Origin of the sequence: Exiguobacterium sp. s166 (genome assembly GCF_018618855.1) — a bacterium.
In the GTDB taxonomy this organism is placed as follows: Bacteria; Bacillota; Bacilli; order Exiguobacteriales; family Exiguobacteriaceae; genus Exiguobacterium_A.
In genome coordinates this window covers 636,312-652,025 of sequence record NZ_JACSMU010000001.1, presented here as the reverse complement: position 1 = coordinate 652,025, position 15,714 = coordinate 636,312, and the positions used below count along the sequence as shown (strand labels likewise).

Annotated in this window: 16 protein-coding genes and 1 tRNA gene; 15 read left to right on the top strand and 2 right to left on the bottom strand. The window is 47.1% G+C overall.

The genetic code is table 11. The annotated features are described in order from the left end of the window. Positions 1–13 precede the first annotated feature (13 nt). From trxB to KNP93_RS03260, 5 genes are all read left to right on the top strand, one after another. Complete coding sequence (trxB, locus tag KNP93_RS03280) at positions 14–976, top strand: thioredoxin-disulfide reductase (RefSeq protein ID WP_214853110.1); 963 nt, start codon at positions 14–16, stop codon at positions 974–976. 112 nt (positions 977–1,088) lie between these two features. Beyond that, a complete protein-coding gene (gene rapZ, locus KNP93_RS03275) occupies positions 1,089–1,958 on the top strand; it encodes an RNase adapter RapZ (protein WP_131502190.1) in 870 nt (289 codons plus the stop codon). Continuing rightward, a complete protein-coding gene (locus tag KNP93_RS03270; RefSeq protein WP_114595117.1) occupies positions 1,958–2,956 on the top strand; it encodes a gluconeogenesis factor YvcK family protein in 999 nt (332 codons plus the stop codon). The genes rapZ and KNP93_RS03270 overlap by 1 nt, the downstream gene beginning before the upstream one ends. Continuing rightward, positions 2,953–3,909, top strand: a complete 957-nt coding sequence (gene whiA, locus KNP93_RS03265; protein ID WP_131502189.1) for a DNA-binding protein WhiA — start codon at positions 2,953–2,955, stop codon at positions 3,907–3,909. Before KNP93_RS03270 ends, whiA begins: the two co-directional genes overlap by 4 nt. An 81-nt stretch (positions 3,910–3,990) precedes the next feature. Further along, on the top strand, positions 3,991–4,227 hold the full coding sequence (locus KNP93_RS03260; protein ID WP_012371268.1) for a hypothetical protein: 237 nt from the start codon (positions 3,991–3,993) through the stop codon (positions 4,225–4,227). Positions 4,228–4,342: 115 nt separating this feature from the next. Here the strand turns inward: KNP93_RS03260 and clpP are convergent, their stop codons facing one another. Beyond that, a complete protein-coding gene (gene clpP / locus KNP93_RS03255) occupies positions 4,343–4,954 on the bottom strand; it encodes an ATP-dependent Clp endopeptidase proteolytic subunit ClpP (RefSeq protein ID WP_255412930.1) in 612 nt (203 codons plus the stop codon). A 153-nt stretch (positions 4,955–5,107) separates the two neighbouring features. Beyond that, positions 5,108–5,183, bottom strand: a tRNA-Arg gene (locus tag KNP93_RS03250). Positions 5,184–5,348: 165 nt separating this feature from the next. Here KNP93_RS03250 and KNP93_RS03245 point away from each other — a divergent pair. From KNP93_RS03245 to KNP93_RS03200, 10 genes are all read left to right on the top strand, one after another. After that, positions 5,349–6,500, top strand: coding sequence for an RNA polymerase factor sigma-54 (locus KNP93_RS03245; protein ID WP_214853107.1), 1,152 nt, complete (start codon positions 5,349–5,351; stop codon positions 6,498–6,500). Further along, a complete protein-coding gene (locus KNP93_RS03240; protein ID WP_114595120.1) occupies positions 6,497–6,760 on the top strand; it encodes a glutaredoxin family protein in 264 nt (87 codons plus the stop codon). Before KNP93_RS03245 ends, KNP93_RS03240 begins: the two co-directional genes overlap by 4 nt. Positions 6,761–6,874: 114 nt before the next feature. Further along, entirely contained in the window at positions 6,875–7,903 is a 1,029-nt protein-coding gene (locus tag KNP93_RS03235; RefSeq protein WP_131972316.1) for a sugar-binding transcriptional regulator, read from the top strand. A 53-nt stretch (positions 7,904–7,956) separates the two neighbouring features. Further along, positions 7,957–8,964: a type I glyceraldehyde-3-phosphate dehydrogenase gene (gap, locus tag KNP93_RS03230; protein ID WP_114595122.1), complete on the top strand. Its 1,008-nt coding sequence runs from the start codon at positions 7,957–7,959 to the stop codon at positions 8,962–8,964. A 124-nt stretch (positions 8,965–9,088) separates the two neighbouring features. Continuing rightward, positions 9,089–10,273, top strand: a complete 1,185-nt coding sequence (locus tag KNP93_RS03225; RefSeq protein WP_214853104.1) for a phosphoglycerate kinase — start codon at positions 9,089–9,091, stop codon at positions 10,271–10,273. 27 nt (positions 10,274–10,300) lie between these two features. Next, entirely contained in the window at positions 10,301–11,053 is a 753-nt protein-coding gene (gene tpiA / locus KNP93_RS03220; protein ID WP_026827585.1) for a triose-phosphate isomerase, read from the top strand. Further along, positions 11,054–12,601: a 2,3-bisphosphoglycerate-independent phosphoglycerate mutase gene (gpmI, locus tag KNP93_RS03215; protein WP_114595124.1), complete on the top strand. Its 1,548-nt coding sequence runs from the start codon at positions 11,054–11,056 to the stop codon at positions 12,599–12,601. Between the two features lie 73 nt (positions 12,602–12,674). Beyond that, positions 12,675–13,967, top strand: a complete 1,293-nt coding sequence (gene eno / locus KNP93_RS03210) for a phosphopyruvate hydratase (RefSeq protein ID WP_114595125.1) — start codon at positions 12,675–12,677, stop codon at positions 13,965–13,967. A 352-nt stretch (positions 13,968–14,319) separates the two neighbouring features. Then, positions 14,320–15,222, top strand: coding sequence for an acyl-ACP desaturase (locus tag KNP93_RS03205; RefSeq protein ID WP_012371258.1), 903 nt, complete (start codon positions 14,320–14,322; stop codon positions 15,220–15,222). Positions 15,223–15,241: 19 nt separating this feature from the next. Then, a complete protein-coding gene (locus KNP93_RS03200; protein ID WP_028105779.1) occupies positions 15,242–15,490 on the top strand; it encodes a hypothetical protein in 249 nt (82 codons plus the stop codon). Positions 15,491–15,714: the final 224 nt, after the last annotated feature.

Genomic DNA, 15,714 nt, shown 5'->3' with positions numbered 1-15,714 from the left:
ATGGGGTGGAATCATGACAGAAACTGAACAGAAAATTTATGACGTCATCATTATTGGTGCCGGTCCTGCCGGCATGACAGCGGCACTTTACGCATCACGTGCGAACCTTTCGACTTTGATGATTGAACGCGGTATTCCGGGCGGACAGATGGCCAACACGGAAGACATCGAAAACTATCCGGGCTATGACAGCATTCTTGGACCGGATCTTTCACAAAAAATGTTCGACCATTCCAAAGCATTTGGTGCAGAGTATGCGTACGGAGACGTTCGCAGCATCGAAGACGGTCCGGCATTCAAGACCGTTCACGCACACAACAAGGATTACCATACTCGGGCGATCATTATCGCTTCAGGAGCCCAGTACAAGAAAATCGGTGTGCCGGGCGAGGAAGAACTCGGCGGACGCGGTGTCTCCTACTGTGCGGTCTGTGACGGTGCGTTCTTTAAAGAAAAAGAACTGTTCGTCATCGGTGGCGGTGACTCGGCTGTCGAAGAAGGTGTCTACTTGACACGCTTCGCGAAAAAAGTCACGATTGTTCACCGTCGTGAAGAGTTACGCGCTCAAAAAATTCTTCAAAAACGGGCATTCGACAATCCGAAAATCGATTTCATCTGGAACCATACGGTCAAACAGATCAACGAAGATAACGGAAAAGTCGGCGGCGTGGAATTGATCAATACGAAAACAGCGGAAACGACGACGTATCCGATTGATGGTGTCTTCATCTACATCGGGATGAACCCGATCACAGGATATGTGCAGGATCTCGGCATCTTAAACGATCAAGGATATGTCGTGACGAACGAAGGCATGGAAACGAACATCAAAGGTATTTTTGCAGCCGGCGACGTCCGTGAAAAAACACTTCGTCAAGTCGTCACAGCAACAAACGATGGTTCGATTGCGGCGCAAAACGCGCAACACTACATCGAAGCGTTGCTTGAACAATTACAGGAATCATCACAAGTCTAATTCAAGATCCAGCTTGGTTGGGAAGCTCTCCCATCAAGCTGGCTCTTTTTTTATGTTATACTGAAACGAGAGTAAAAAATACACACGGAACTGTTGTCTGGAGGGCGAAGAGATGGAACAGAATCAACCGCAACTGGTCATCATTACAGGAATGAGTGGCGCCGGAAAAACGGTCGCCATGAACAGCTTTGAAGACTTGGGCTATTTTTGTGTCGACAATCTACCCCCGACGTTATTGCCACAATTGATTGAAGTGATTGGGCAGGTGCGTCCGAAAATCGCCGTTGCCATCGATACACGGGCTCGTGATTTCATTGACAGCTTCTTTGTCGTTTATGAAGATTTGAAAAAAACGAATCTGCAAATCCGGATGTTGTATCTTGATGCCCGCAATGATGTACTCGTCCGCCGGTATAAAGAATCCCGCCGGTCGCATCCGTTGGCGCCGACCGCGTCTCCGTTGATCGGCATCGAACGGGAACGGACATTGCTCGAAGGATTCCGCGATAAAGCCCAGTTGCTGATGGATACGAGTGATATTAAACCGCTCGCCTTAAAGGAACGGATCTTAAAAGAGTTTACCGAAGGGGAACGGATTCCGTTCACCGTCAATGTCATGTCGTTTGGTTTCAAGCACGGTCTGCCGCTCGACGCAGATCTCGTGTTTGACTTACGTTTCCTGCCGAACCCGTTTTACATTCCGGAACTCCGACCGAAGACCGGTCTCGATCTTGAAGTCTCGTCTTATGTCATGCAGTGGCCGGAAGCGAAGCTGTTTTATAAAAAGCTCGTCGACATGCTCGAATTCCTGATTCCCCAGTATGAGCGGGAAGGAAAATCGCAGCTCGTCGTGGCGCTCGGTTGTACCGGTGGAAAACACCGGTCGATTACGTTTGCTGAAGCGATCAGTAAAGAGTTTAAGAACCAATACCATATCGTGACGAATCACCGGGACTATGTCCACGCGAAGGAGGAGAGATAATGAAATGGGAACGAAAAGTCGTCGCTATCGGCGGAGGAACGGGCCTATCGACTCTCTTGCGCGGACTAAAACACTATCCGCTTGATATCACGGCCATCGTTACGGTCGCGGATGACGGCGGAAGCTCGGGCCGCCTGCGGACGGAGTTTAACATGTTACCGCCGGGCGATATCCGGAACGTCATCGTCTCGCTGTCTAAATCGGAAACGTTGATGGACCGGATCATGCAGTACCGTTTTGAGACGGGAGAAGGTCTGCACGGGCACTCACTCGGTAATTTGATGCTGACGGCAGCGACGCAGCTCTGTAACGGCTCCTTCGTCGAAGCGATCGGTGTCATGGGACAACTCTTGAATGCCGAAGGGAAAGTCTATCCGGCGACGGAACGGACGATTACGTTATGCGCCGAGTTTGAAGACGGAACGATCGTCAAAGGGGAATCCCTGATTCCGAAAGTCGGCAAAGTCATCGAGCGGATTTTCCTCGAGGAAGAGGATGTCCGTCCGGTTCCGGAAGCGATTCAGGCGATTCTTGATGCTGATGTCATCGTCCTCGGTCCCGGCAGTCTCTATACGAGTGTCATTCCGAACGTCCTGATTGAGGAAATCCGGGACGCCATCAGTCAATCGCTTGCGCCGGTCGTCTATATTTGTAACGTCATGACGCAACCGGGTGAGACGACAGCCTTTACGGCAAATGATCACTTGAATGTGTTGGAACGATTCCTCGGTAAAGGGGTGATTGATACAATCATCGTCAACAACGAATCGATTGATGTCAGTTATCTGCGGAAGTATCAAAAGGATCATGCCGACATCGTGACCTATGATGAATCAAGCTTTGAAGAAGCAGGAATTGAAGTACTCGCGGACGATATCGTGGATTATAACCATCACTTCATCCGTCATGACTCGGATGCTGTCGCAAGCCTCGTCATGCGGAAAGTTCTATCCATTCGACGCGTGCGTCAATTCGAAGGGAAGGAGGAACTGACGTGAGTTTTGCATCAGAAGTCAAAAAAGAGTTAACGCAAATCGCGATCACCGATCATGAAATGAAGGCGGAACTTGCTGCCTTGGCCCGGATGAATGGAGCAATCTCATTTGGACTGGGACGTGGACTGACACTGGATATCTCGACGGAAAACGCTTCGATTGCCCGCCGTATTTATTCCTTGCTCAAACGCGCCTATGCCGTCCATCTGGATTTACTCGTCCGGAAAAAAATGCGTCTGAAGAAAAATAATGTCTATATCGTCCGCGTCAAACAACAGGCGGATAAGATTTTACAAGACCTTGGTATTTTAGGGGAAGGGTTTACGATGATCCGTTCGATTAGTGATTCGATCGTCAACGACGAACGGCGTGCGCGGGCCTATCTGCGCGGTGCCTTTTTAGCCGGAGGCTCGTTGAACAATCCGGCGACGTCTTCGTACCATCTGGAAATCTTCAGTCTGTACGAAGAACATAATGCTGCTTTACGCAGCCTGACGAATCAGTTTGATTTGAATGCAAAAGCGATTGAACGGAAAAAAGGACATATTCTCTACATCAAGGAAAGTGAGAAGATTTCTGATTTTCTTAAGCTCGTCGGAGCAACGTATTCGATGTTACGGTTTGAGGATGTCCGGATTTTAAAAGATATGCGGAATTCGGTCAACCGGCTCGTCAACTGTGAGACGGCGAACCTCAACAAAACCGTCGGGGCGGCGTTACGCCAGGTCGAGAACATTAAGTTTCTCGAACGGACGGTCGGACTTGATGTCTTGCCGGACAAATTAAGAGAAATCGCCATCTTGCGGGTGACACATCAAGACGTAACCTTACAGGAACTCGGTGAGATGGTCGAGAGTGGTTCCATCTCGAAATCCGGGATCAATCATCGATTGCGCAAGATTGATCAAATTGCGGATAAAATCCGAAACGGGGAGTCGATGACCGGGGCTCTTTAGGGAGTAACTTGCGAGATGAACCATAGTCTACTATAATATATAGTCGATGCAACTAAATGTTCGAATTAAGGAGTTTTTGAAATGGCTAATGAGAAAAAACGTATTTCGCTGACAGTTGATGCGAAGTTTGATGAAGTGCTTACGAAAAAAGCGAAAACGATCGGTGTACCAAAAAGTACGCTCGTCGCCTTTGCGACATCGTTGTTCCTGAAACAATTGCAGGCGGAAGAAGAACTTTCACCTCATGCGAACGGAATCTACACATTGATTCGCGAAAACCACGATATCGTATCTGATATCACAGATTTGATCGACTAAAAAATAGGACCTCTGTCCGCGTCTGTTCTGAGAAGAGTGACGCAAAGGACAGTGGTCTTTTTTTGTATACATGAAAAAACCGTCCCCGCAAGTTGCGAAGACGGTCAGATGAAGATTAAGCACGTTCCATGACGCGGTCGATTAAACCATAGTCAGCGGCTGCTTGAGCAGACATGAAGTTATCGCGCTCTGTATCACGCTCGATGACTTCAAGTGGTTGTCCTGTGTTTTCAGCCATGATTTTGTTTAAGTGTTCACGCATTTTGATGATGCGTTCCGCATGGATTTTGATGTCCGATGCTTGACCTTGTGTTCCACCGAGTGGTTGGTGGATCATGATTTCGGCGTTTGGAAGTGCAAAACGTTTTCCTTTAGCGCCGGCTTGAAGCAAGAATGCACCCATTGAAGCAGCCATTCCGATACAGATGGTTGAAACTTGCGGTTTGATGAAGTTCATCGTATCGTAAATCGCCATACCTGCTGTGATTGAGCCACCTGGGCTGTTGATGTAAAGTGAGATTTCTTTATCTGGATCTTCTGCTGCTAGGAAAAGTAACTGGGCAACGACTGAGTTGGCGACGTTGTCGTCAATCGCGCTCCCGAGAAGGATGATTCGGTCTTTGAGCAAACGTGAATAGATATCGTAAGCACGTTCCCCGCGGTTGGTTTGTTCGATGACTGTTGGAATTAACATAGTCTTTGCCTCCTTATGGTTGGTATGTAGCACATATTCGACTTGTCCTTATCATAATCCTTTGGTCAACATTGGTCAAAAGATACGCTGTAGGTTTTATGTATTTTTCCGGAAACAGTGGCTGCTAAACATATCAGTATAGAAAAAAGGCAACACCGTAAACGGCATTGCCTGAAGATTCAAGTATGGTACACCCGGAGAGATTTGAACTCCCGACACCTGGTACCGGAAACCAGTGCTCTATCCCCTGAGCTACGGGTGCATGTAATTACTGAACAATTAATAGTATACCGACATTTTTTCAGAAAAGCAATACTAGATTTTCAAGTTTACTGATTTTTTGTCAAAACGTAAGAGACGATTGAATGAAGGTCCATCCTATATAATAGAAGCAGAATCTATTTTAACGGGAAAGGGAGGAGAACGGATGGAACAGAGACAGGAACAAGCACAACGTCTCGTGATGTCAGCCGCCCAGTTGTTTCAATTGGCAGTGCTGGAAGAGACGCGGGCAGAACTCGAGGAACGATTGTATCGAATCATCCGTCGTGCTACTCGTACTGAACATAATGGAAGAAAAATGATTCCGCCGGATTTAGAGCAGGTCGCAGTCCGGATTGACTCGTTTGAAGCGGAACTTCTTCAGCAAATACGTTTAGAATCGGTCAGACAGGAAATAGGATATATGGCGGAACAACTCATCATGTACTTAGACGCGGATGGATTACTCAGAACGACCGACGCACGATTAGCAGTTTTGCTTGACTGTGAGGAGTCGACAATCAAGCAAGCACGACAACTGCTTCAGCAATGTGAACCGACCGGAATTGCGGCACGCTCGGAAGCGGAGTGTCGCCTGTTGCATGCCATGGAGCTTGAGGAAGACCGTTTGATTGATTTGGTCGCTGATCTGTCAGACGGGCAATCTCTTACAAACGTCTTGGAAAAGATTAATGACGGGACAGAGCGGAAACAAATGAAGCTACGGATTGAACGGTTACCGAAAACCCCACTCTTACCGACATCGACCACGATGACGATCCCGGAAGCCGATGTCGAGTGGGTCGACGGTCAGGTGCAAGTCAACTGGTATGGCTTAACACTTGATACGTCCTGGACGGATCTTGAGGAAGCAACACCTTTTTTGAGTGCCTATGAACGACGACGCAAAACCTTGCATTCGATTCTGGACGTTATCATTGCGCGGCAAATCCGTTGGTTCAAAGGGGAACTTCATTTAGAACCGTTGACGAAAAAAGAAGTCGCCGAACAAACGGGATACCATCCGTCGACGATTGGTCGGGCGATTGCCAACAAAACGATCCGGACGGTTCAGGGAACCCTTGAGCTTGAGAATTTTTTTGTATCGAAGACGAAAAGCGGCATATCGAGCTTTTTAATCAAGGCCCGAATCGCACAATTGATTCAGGAAGCGACCTCGCCGCTGTCGGATCAACAGATTGTCAACCGTCTCGACCTGGAAGGCATCCGGGTCGCAAGACGGACAGTCGCGAAGTATCGGGCGGGTCTGTACTTGACCCGGTCCGACATGACGAAACGACGAGAGGCGAATGAATGATGCCATCAAAAGAACACACGACCTTAACACTGTATTCACGTCCCGGATGTACGCTATGTGAGGAAGCCGCCTTCTTACTTGATTTCGTGCTCGATGAATTTCCGGATTGGACATTCGAAGAAGTGAACATTGAAGAAGATGCTGCGCTCAGTCTCCGGTTTTTATATGAAATTCCTGTCGTCATGCATCAGTCCGAAATTTGGAGTTATGGCAAATTCGAGACAGAGGCGATAAGAAACCGCTTACTTGAAAAAAGTTAAAGGGCGAGGCTTGAATCCTTGTACGAGGGCTGTTATGATGAGGATGTACCAAGTGGGACAAGATATGACACGCGGGACGTAAAGTGTCCAGCAACTTGAGAGGAGCGGGAATACATGATTCGGCAGTTAGTACAGATCCAAAAACGAATCGTGCCTGATCTGATCGAAGAAATGCAGACACGTTACGACATACTTCATTATGTCCGGCTCATGCAGCCGATTGGCCGGCGGACCCTGGCAACAAGCCTCGGCTTGACGGAACGGGTATTACGCCGGGAAGTGGACTTCCTGAAAGAGCAGGGATTGCTCGAAGTGGCGACACAAGGAATGTCTTTGACGGATGAAGGGCGGATCGTCTTACGAAGTATGCACAGCGTGATGGCAGAACTGGCCGGTATTTCTGACATGGCGAAAGCCTTACAGGAAAAACTGGGTGTCCGGGATGTCGTCATCGTACCAGGAGATTCGGATCAAACCTTCTGGGTGCAACGCGATATGGGACGTGCGACGGTCGCACGTTTGAAACGAGAACTTTCTTCATCTGTACACAACACGATTGCAGTCACAGGAGGTACGACGATGGCTTCCGTCGCGGCGATGATGTCGCCCGATAAGGAAAACCGTCCGATGACATTCGTGCCGGCACGTGGCGGCTTAGGTGAAACCCTTGAATTACAAGCGAATACGGTCTGTTCACGGATGGCATCCCGTGCACAAAGTGATTATCACTTATTGCACATTCCAGACATGGTCAGCAAGGAAACGTTTGTGAAGATGGTGGAAGAGCCAAGCATTAAAAATGTGTTACAAATGATTAAAGATGCCTCAATCGTGGTACATGGAATTGGTGAGGCAAAAACGATGGCAAAACGTCGTCGCGCTTCGACCGAGTTACTGGAACAGCTTGAACAGGAACATGCGGTAGCGGAAGCATTTGGTTATTACTTCGATCGGGACGGAAAGATCGTGCACCGGGTGAAGACGGTTGGTCTTCAACTCGACGACTTAAAAAAAGTCGAACACGTCATCGTTGTCGCCGGAGGACATTCCAAAGCAGAAGCGATCAATGCGTATGTCAAACAGTCCCCGGACATCATCCTGATTACGGATGAAGGGGCAGCAACAACGATTTTGAAAGGGTAGCCCCCTTTTGAATAATAGATAACTCGCTTTACATTAAAAGGAGGAAAATTATCATGGCAGTAAAAGTTGGTATTAATGGATTTGGACGTATCGGACGTTTGGCACTTCGTCAAATTCTTCAGTTTGACGGAATCGAAGTAGTCGCAATCAATGACCTTACAGACACTAAAATGCTTGCACACCTCTTGAAATATGATACGACTCAAGGTCGTTTCGACGGAGAAGTTGAAGTACACGACGGTTACTTCCTCGTCAACGGTAAAGAAATCAAAACACTTGCTAACCGCAACCCAGAAGAACTCCCATGGGGCGAGCTCGGTGTTGACATCGTTCTCGAATGTACTGGTTTCTTCACAGACAAAGAAAAAGCTGAGCTTCACTTGAAAGCCGGCGCTAAAAAAGTCGTTATCTCAGCACCTGCTACTGGCGACATGAAAACAGTTGTCTTCAACACGAACCACGAAATTCTTGACGGAACTGAAACAGTTATCTCTGGTGCTTCATGTACTACGAACTGTCTCGCGCCTATGGCTAAAGTTCTTCAAGATCAGTACGGAATCGTTCAAGGTCTCATGACAACGATCCACGCTTACACTGGCGACCAAAACACACTCGACGCTCCACACCCTAAAGGTGACTTCCGTCGTGCACGTGCAGCGGCAGCTAACATCGTTCCTAACTCAACTGGTGCTGCTAAAGCAATCGGTCTTGTTCTTCCAGAACTTCAAGGTAAACTTGACGGTGCAGCACAACGTGTACCAGTTGCTACAGGTTCACTCACTGAGCTCACAACAGTTCTCGAGAAGAAAGTAACAGTTGAAGAAGTTAACGCAGCAATGAAAGCAGCTGCTAACGAATCTTACGGTTACACTGAAGACGAAATCGTTTCTTCTGACATCGTTGGTATCTCTTACGGATCACTCTTCGATGCAACACAAACGAAAGTCGTTACAGTCGGCGACAAACAACTCGTTAAAACAGTTGCTTGGTATGACAACGAAATGTCTTACACTAGCCAACTCGTTCGTACACTCAAACACTTCGCACAAATCGCTAAGTAATTCGAGCAATTAAATAGCAATTGAATAAGAGCGGAAACGATACCAGTCTCCGCTCTTATTGCGGAAAAAAGTCTGGAGGGGCGCATGAGCCCCTCACTATACGTATGAGACGGAGGACGAATGTATGAATAAGCAATCAATTCGCGATATCGATGTAAAAGGAAAACGCGTGTTTACACGTGTGGACTTCAACGTACCGCTAGAAGACGGCAAGATCACAGATGACACACGGATCCGTGCTGCCCTTCCGACAATCAAACACTTGGTTGACGGTGGAGCGAAAGTCATCCTCGCAAGCCATATGGGACGTCCAAAAGGCGAGAAAAACCCTGAGTTCTCACTTGCACCAGTCGTAGCACGCCTCAGCGAACTGCTTGGTAAAGACATCAAGCTAGTTGAAGAAGCATACGGTCCGGTCGCTGAAGAAGCGGTCAGCAAGCTTGAAGAAGGAGATGTCATCGTTCTTGAAAATGTTCGTTTCTACCCAGGCGAAACGAAAAACGATCCTGAACTCGCAGAAGGTTTTGCGAAACTTGCAGACGTTTTCGTCAACGACGCATTTGGTGCAGCGCACCGTGCGCACGCTTCTACAGAAGGAATCGCACACCATGTCGAGACAGCTGTAGCAGGATTGTTGATCGAAAAAGAACTTCAGGTTCTCGGTAAAGCTCTCTCAAACCCGGATCGTCCGTTTACAGCGATCATCGGTGGTTCGAAAGTCGCGGACAAAATCGGCGTCATCGATCACTTGCTTGATATCGTCGACACGTTGATCATCGGCGGAGGATTATCTTATACATTCCTCAAAGCTCAAGGTTATGAAGTCGGTACGTCACTTCTTGAAGTCGACAAAATCGAACAGGCGAAGGAATTCATGAAAAAAGCAGAAGACAAAGGCGTGAAGTTCTTGATGCCGGTCGACTGTGTCATCACGAAGGAATTCGGCGAAGAAACATATGTCGGACCACGCGACATCGACAGTATCCCAGCGGATCACATGTCACTCGATATCGGTCCGAAAACAATCGAACTGTATGCAGAAGCAATCAAGGCTTCGAAACTCGTTGTCTGGAACGGACCAATGGGTGTGTTCGAACTTGATAAATATGCAAACGGAACAAAAGGTGTCGCTCAAGCATTAGCGGACAGCGATGCATACTCGATCATCGGTGGTGGAGATTCTGCTGCAGCGGCTGAGAAATTTGGTCTTGCAGATAAAATGAGTCACATTTCTACAGGTGGCGGCGCAAGCCTCGAGTTCATGGAAGGTAAAGCTCTTCCAGGTGTCGAAGCGCTTAACGACAAGTAATCTAAAGTTCACAAGGGAGTGTTTTCAATGCGTAAACCAATTATCGCAGGTAACTGGAAAATGAATCTTACCCTCAAGGATGCTGTGGCATTCGCTGAGGAAGTCAAAGGAACTGTACCCGCTTCTTCGAAAGTCGACGCGGCTGTCTGTGCACCGTCTGTATTCCTTGCACACTTGACAGAAGCGACAGCTGGAACGGACCTGAAAATCGGCGCTCAAAACATGTATGACCAGGAGAGCGGCGCATTCACAGGTGAAATCAGCCCAGTGATGCTCAAAGAACTTGGCGTAACATACGTCGTCCTCGGTCACTCAGAACGTCGTGAGTACTTCGGAGAAACAGATGCGTTCATCAACAGCAAAACGAAAAAAGCATTTGAGCATGGTATCGTGCCAATCGTTTGTGTCGGTGAAACACTCGAAGAACGCGAAGGCGGGAAATTCGAATCAGTCATCCGTGAACAAACAACGAACAGCTTGAAAGGCTTAACAGTCGATCAGGTTAAAAACCTTGTTGTCGCATATGAGCCTGTCTGGGCAATCGGAACAGGAAAATCAGCAACAGAACAAGATGCACAAGATTCTTGTAAATTCGTTCGCGATGTCATCGCAGCTGAATTCGGTACGGAAGCTGCAGAAGCAGTCCGCATCCAGTACGGCGGCAGTGTCAAACCGGACAACATCAAAGAATATATGGCTCAGCCTGACATCGACGGTGCTTTAGTTGGTGGCGCAAGTCTTGAGACAGGATCGTTCCTCAAACTGTTGGAGGCGATTTAAATGAAAAAACGTCCAGTCGCACTGATCATCCTTGATGGTTTCGGTATGCGTGACGAGGAGTTCGGAAATGCTGTCACGGCAGCAAACAAACCGAACTTCGACCGGTACTGGGAACAGTACCCGCATACGTTGTTGAATGCGCAAGGAGAATACGTCGGTTTGCCTGAAGGTCAAATGGGGAACTCAGAAGTGGGTCATTTGAACATCGGTGCAGGTCGCGTCGTCTACCAATCGCTATCCCGAATCAACAATGCCATTAAGGATCGCTCGTTCTTCTCGCGTCAAGCGATGAACGATGCGGCAGGTCACGTGAAAAAATACGGTTCAGCCCTTCATATCTTCGGTCTGGTCTCTGACGGTGGAATCCACAGTCACATCAACCACTTGTATGCTGTGCTTGAATTCGCAAAACTTCACGAAATCGAAAAAGTCTATCTCCATGCCTTCACGGATGGCCGCGATTGTGATCCGCAATCAGGAGCCGGTTTCCTCCGTGATGCCCAAGCGAAGATGGACGAGTTAAACGTCGGTCAATTCGCAAGTGTCTCTGGTCGTTATTATGCGATGGACCGCGACAACCGCTGGGAACGCGTCAAGAAAGTCTATGACGTCATCACGTTCGCAGACGGTCCGACAACAAAAGACCCAATCGCGATGGTCGAAGCTTCGTACAAAACAGACGTTACAGATGAGTTCATTGAACCAACGGTAGTCGTGCAGGAAGACGGTACTCCAGTAGCACCGATCCACGATAACGATGCGATCATGTTCTTCAACTATCGTCCGGACCGTGCGATTCAGCTCGCCAAGACGTATAAAGAAAAAACAGGATTCAATGGTTTTGAATTGCCGGACAATGCGCCGAAGAACCTGCTGCTCGTCTCGATGACGAAGTACTCGGATGCGATTGATACGGACATCGTCTTCCCACCGGAAGACATCAAAAATACGCTCGGTGAAACGTTATCGAAACAAGGCCTTAAACAATTGCGGATTGCGGAAACTGAAAAGTACCCGCACGTCACGTTCTTCTTTAACGGTCAACGTGAAGAGCCGTACGAAGGAGAAGATCGGATTCTGATCCCGTCTCCAAAAGTCGCGACATACGACTTGAAACCGGAAATGAGTGTCTACGAAGTCACAGAAGCACTCGTTGACGCGATCAACTCGGACGAACATGACGCGATTATCCTCAACTTTGCAAATCCTGATATGGTCGGTCACTCGGGTATGCTCGAGCCGACGAAGAAGGCAATCGAAGCAGTGGATAAATGCTTAGGTCAAGTCGTTGATTTGATTCTCAGTAAGGGTGGCGCAGCCATCATCACAGCCGACCACGGGAACGCGGACAAAGTCCTCAATGCCGATGGCAGCAAGATGACGGCGCACACAACGGAGCCTGTTCCATGTATCGTCACGGTCGAGGACGTCGAACTCCTTGAGCCATTGACTGGCGTACTGGCAGACTTGGCACCAACTGTTCTCGATTTACTCGGAGCAGATCAACCGGCAGAAATGACTGGGAAATCGATTGTATTAAAGAAATAATCCCGTCAATCGATCGACTTGTCACTGTCTCACCACAAACTAATCTTTCTCAAACAAAAAGGAGCGAATTTAAATGTCAATGATTACAGAGATTTATGCACGCGAGATTCTTGACTCACGCGGTAACCCAACGGTAGAAGTAGAAGTTTATACAGAAGATGGCGGCTTTGGTCGCGCACTCGTCCCATCAGGCGCATCAACTGGTGAGCACGAAGCAGTTGAGCTTCGCGATGGCGACAAATCACGTTACCTCGGTAAAGGTGTCTTAAAAGCAGTTGACAACGTCAACGAAAAAATCGCACCTGAAATCATCGGTTACGATGTCTTCGACCAAGCAGGAATCGACAAAAAGATGATCGACCTCGACGGTACGAAAAACAAAGGGAACTTCGGCGCTAACGCAATTCTTGGTGTTTCTATGGCTGCTGCACGTGCTGCTGCAGATGAGCTTGGTCTTCCACTTTACACGTACCTCGGTGGATTCAACGCGAAAACATTGCCAACTCCAATGATGAATATCATCAACGGTGGATCACACGCTGACAACAACGTTGATTTCCAAGAGTTCATGATTATGCCTGTTGGAGCTCCAACATTCAAAGAAGCTCTTCGTATGGGTGCTGAAATCTTCCACGCGTTGAAATCAGTTCTTAGCGGAATGGGTCTTAACACAGCAGTCGGTGACGAGGGTGGATTCGCTCCAAACTTGAAATCAAACGAAGAAGCAATCACAGTTATTCTTGAAGCAATCGAAAAAGCTGGCTACAAAGCAGGCGAAGATGTTTATCTTGCAATGGACGTCGCTTCTTCTGAGTTCTACGACAAAGCAGCTGGAAAATACAACCTCGCTGGCGAAGGCAAAGTCCTTACAACAGAAGAGCTTGTTGAATTCTACGCACAACTCGTCGACAAATACCCAATCATCTCAATCGAAGATGGCTGTGACGAAAACGACTGGGATGGCCACAAACTCCTTACAGATCGTATCGGACACAAAGTCCAACTCGTTGGTGATGACTTGTTCGTAACAAACACAGAGAAACTCGCTGAAGGTATCGAAAAAGGCATCGCGAACTCGATCCTCATCAAAGTTAACCAAATCGGTACGTTGACTGAAACATTCGACGCAATCGAAATGGCGAAAAAAGCTGGTTACACAGCAGTCGTTTCTCACCGTTCTGGTGAAACAGAAGATTCAACAATCGCTGACATCGCTGTTGCGACAAACGCTGGTCAAATCAAAACTGGTTCACTTTCACGTACAGACCGTATCGCGAAATACAACCAACTTCTCCGCATCGAAGACATGCTTTCAGACGTTGCTGTCTACGACGGAATCAAATCATTCTACAACCTCAAGAAGTAATTTCAGGTTGATGATTTAACGTGTGTTGTACATTGACTGTACAGCCGACACCTCCTATTCATGTGTGCGATTCGCACACGAATAGGAGGTTTTTTGTGTTCATGATTCATTGAGTAAAAGAAGTTGAATTCGATCTGACATCAGAAATGATTCAAAACAAATGGTTTTGCCATTGAGTACATACTAACGCCATTCAATTTCAAGGGGTAAAAAATCAAATTTACGAGACCTTTCTTTTACTACCTGGTCATTAAAATGTTATAGTTATAAATAAGTTTAAGCACAATCATTATAAGGCTTAAATAGATTTGAACGGATGAAGGTTCAAAAAACATCTAAAGGAGAAATGATCATGTTAAATTCAGATTTAGATATACGCTTAGAACCACGCATCAAAGAATTGTATCGCTTACATAAGGAGCGTTCAGCCAATATTGATTGGAGTTATCACGAATTCATTCCATGGGACAAGGCGATGTCGTTTAAACGCGTTCCTTGGGAGGAGAGTCAAGTCACGCTTCCGGAAGGTGTCATCGTTGCCGTAGAAACGGCCTTACTGACAGAAGTGAACTTACCTTGGTATACGTCGCACTTGGATTACACGTTTAAAAACTCGATGGAAGTCATCAATGATTTCGTCCGTACGTGGACGGCGGAAGAAGACCAGCACTCGAGCTTACTGGAAACGTATTTACTCGTAACCCGTAACGTCAATCCGACACGATTGCATCAATTAAGAAGACGCGTTGTTGAAAGCGGCTGGTTCCCGGACTTTACGAATCCATTGGCGACGATGGCGTATACGTCGTTGCAAGAGCTTGCGACACTCGTTTTCTATAACAACGTAGCGCGAGTGGCAGGAGCGCACGACAAAGACTTGGCGACACTGCTCCGCCGTTTGGCGAAAGATGAAGCCCTTCACTATGCGTTCTACCGCGACACGGTGAAAGCGCACCTTGAACTCGATCCAAACTTCATCGTGTTCTTTGAAGATGTCATCATCAATTTTTCGATGCCGGGTGCGATCATGCCGGACTTTACAGAGCGTATGAAGACCATTGCGATTGATACGAATTACGGACCCCTCCAATACTTTGACCAGGTATTAGATGTTGTCGTGAAATACTGGGATATTGAGAACTTGCAACCTACGAGCGAAGAGGCCAAACAATCTCAAGCGAATATCATGAAATATCACGGGCGTTTGAAACGTATCAAGGACCGTCAATCAGCAAAAAATAAGATTGATGCATGACGAGGGGAGAATAATGAAAATGACGTGTGAAATATGCGGAAAAGAAACGAATAACCAAGTCAGTTATTTGGAACTGAACACGTGGGAATTCAATTCGTTGAAGACAGAAGAAAAAGACTTTTATCCGATTTGTTACAGCTGTTTTGACAAGCATACGAACGAGTTCATTGATCAGGAAATGGATCTTGAATTGAGAAAAAAACGTTCGCAGATGGTGAATAAAGAAGTCGAGGCAGAAATCGAAGCGATTCTTGAAGTTGAAAATTAAGTAAACAATCTTTTTCGTATCGAAGGCCTGATTTCAGATATTGTTGTCAACGATGGAATTAAATCATTTTACGGTTTAAAGAAGCAATTTGTAGATTAAGTCGATAAAAATGATAGTCTGAAGTTTTTGTACACCATAAGTTTAACAATGATGAGCTACGTAATATAGAACCTTGAACTTGGTCGTACAATGATGACAGCTAAAATCTCCTATGTATGTGTAAT

Bases quoted from the DNA above. Each gene is read 5' to 3' on its own strand.
- gpmI (WP_114595124.1), top strand. From the start codon at position 11,054: ATGAAAAAACGTCCAGTCGCACTGATCATCCTTGATGGTTTCGGTATG.
- KNP93_RS03270 (WP_114595117.1), top strand. From the start codon at position 1,958: ATGAAATGGGAACGAAAAGTCGTCGCTATCGGCGGAGGAACGGGCCTA.
- KNP93_RS03225 (WP_214853104.1), top strand. From the start codon at position 9,089: ATGAATAAGCAATCAATTCGCGATATCGATGTAAAAGGAAAACGCGTG.
- rapZ (WP_131502190.1), top strand. From the start codon at position 1,089: ATGGAACAGAATCAACCGCAACTGGTCATCATTACAGGAATGAGTGGC.
- gap (WP_114595122.1), top strand. From the start codon at position 7,957: ATGGCAGTAAAAGTTGGTATTAATGGATTTGGACGTATCGGACGTTTG.
- KNP93_RS03200 (WP_028105779.1), top strand. From the start codon at position 15,242: ATGACGTGTGAAATATGCGGAAAAGAAACGAATAACCAAGTCAGTTAT.
- KNP93_RS03240 (WP_114595120.1), top strand. From the start codon at position 6,497: ATGATGCCATCAAAAGAACACACGACCTTAACACTGTATTCACGTCCC.
- KNP93_RS03260 (WP_012371268.1), top strand. From the start codon at position 3,991: ATGGCTAATGAGAAAAAACGTATTTCGCTGACAGTTGATGCGAAGTTT.
- KNP93_RS03235 (WP_131972316.1), top strand. From the start codon at position 6,875: ATGATTCGGCAGTTAGTACAGATCCAAAAACGAATCGTGCCTGATCTG.
- KNP93_RS03245 (WP_214853107.1), top strand. From the start codon at position 5,349: ATGGAACAGAGACAGGAACAAGCACAACGTCTCGTGATGTCAGCCGCC.
- trxB (WP_214853110.1), top strand. From the start codon at position 14: ATGACAGAAACTGAACAGAAAATTTATGACGTCATCATTATTGGTGCC.
- KNP93_RS03205 (WP_012371258.1), top strand. From the start codon at position 14,320: ATGTTAAATTCAGATTTAGATATACGCTTAGAACCACGCATCAAAGAA.
- tpiA (WP_026827585.1), top strand. From the start codon at position 10,301: ATGCGTAAACCAATTATCGCAGGTAACTGGAAAATGAATCTTACCCTC.
- eno (WP_114595125.1), top strand. From the start codon at position 12,675: ATGTCAATGATTACAGAGATTTATGCACGCGAGATTCTTGACTCACGC.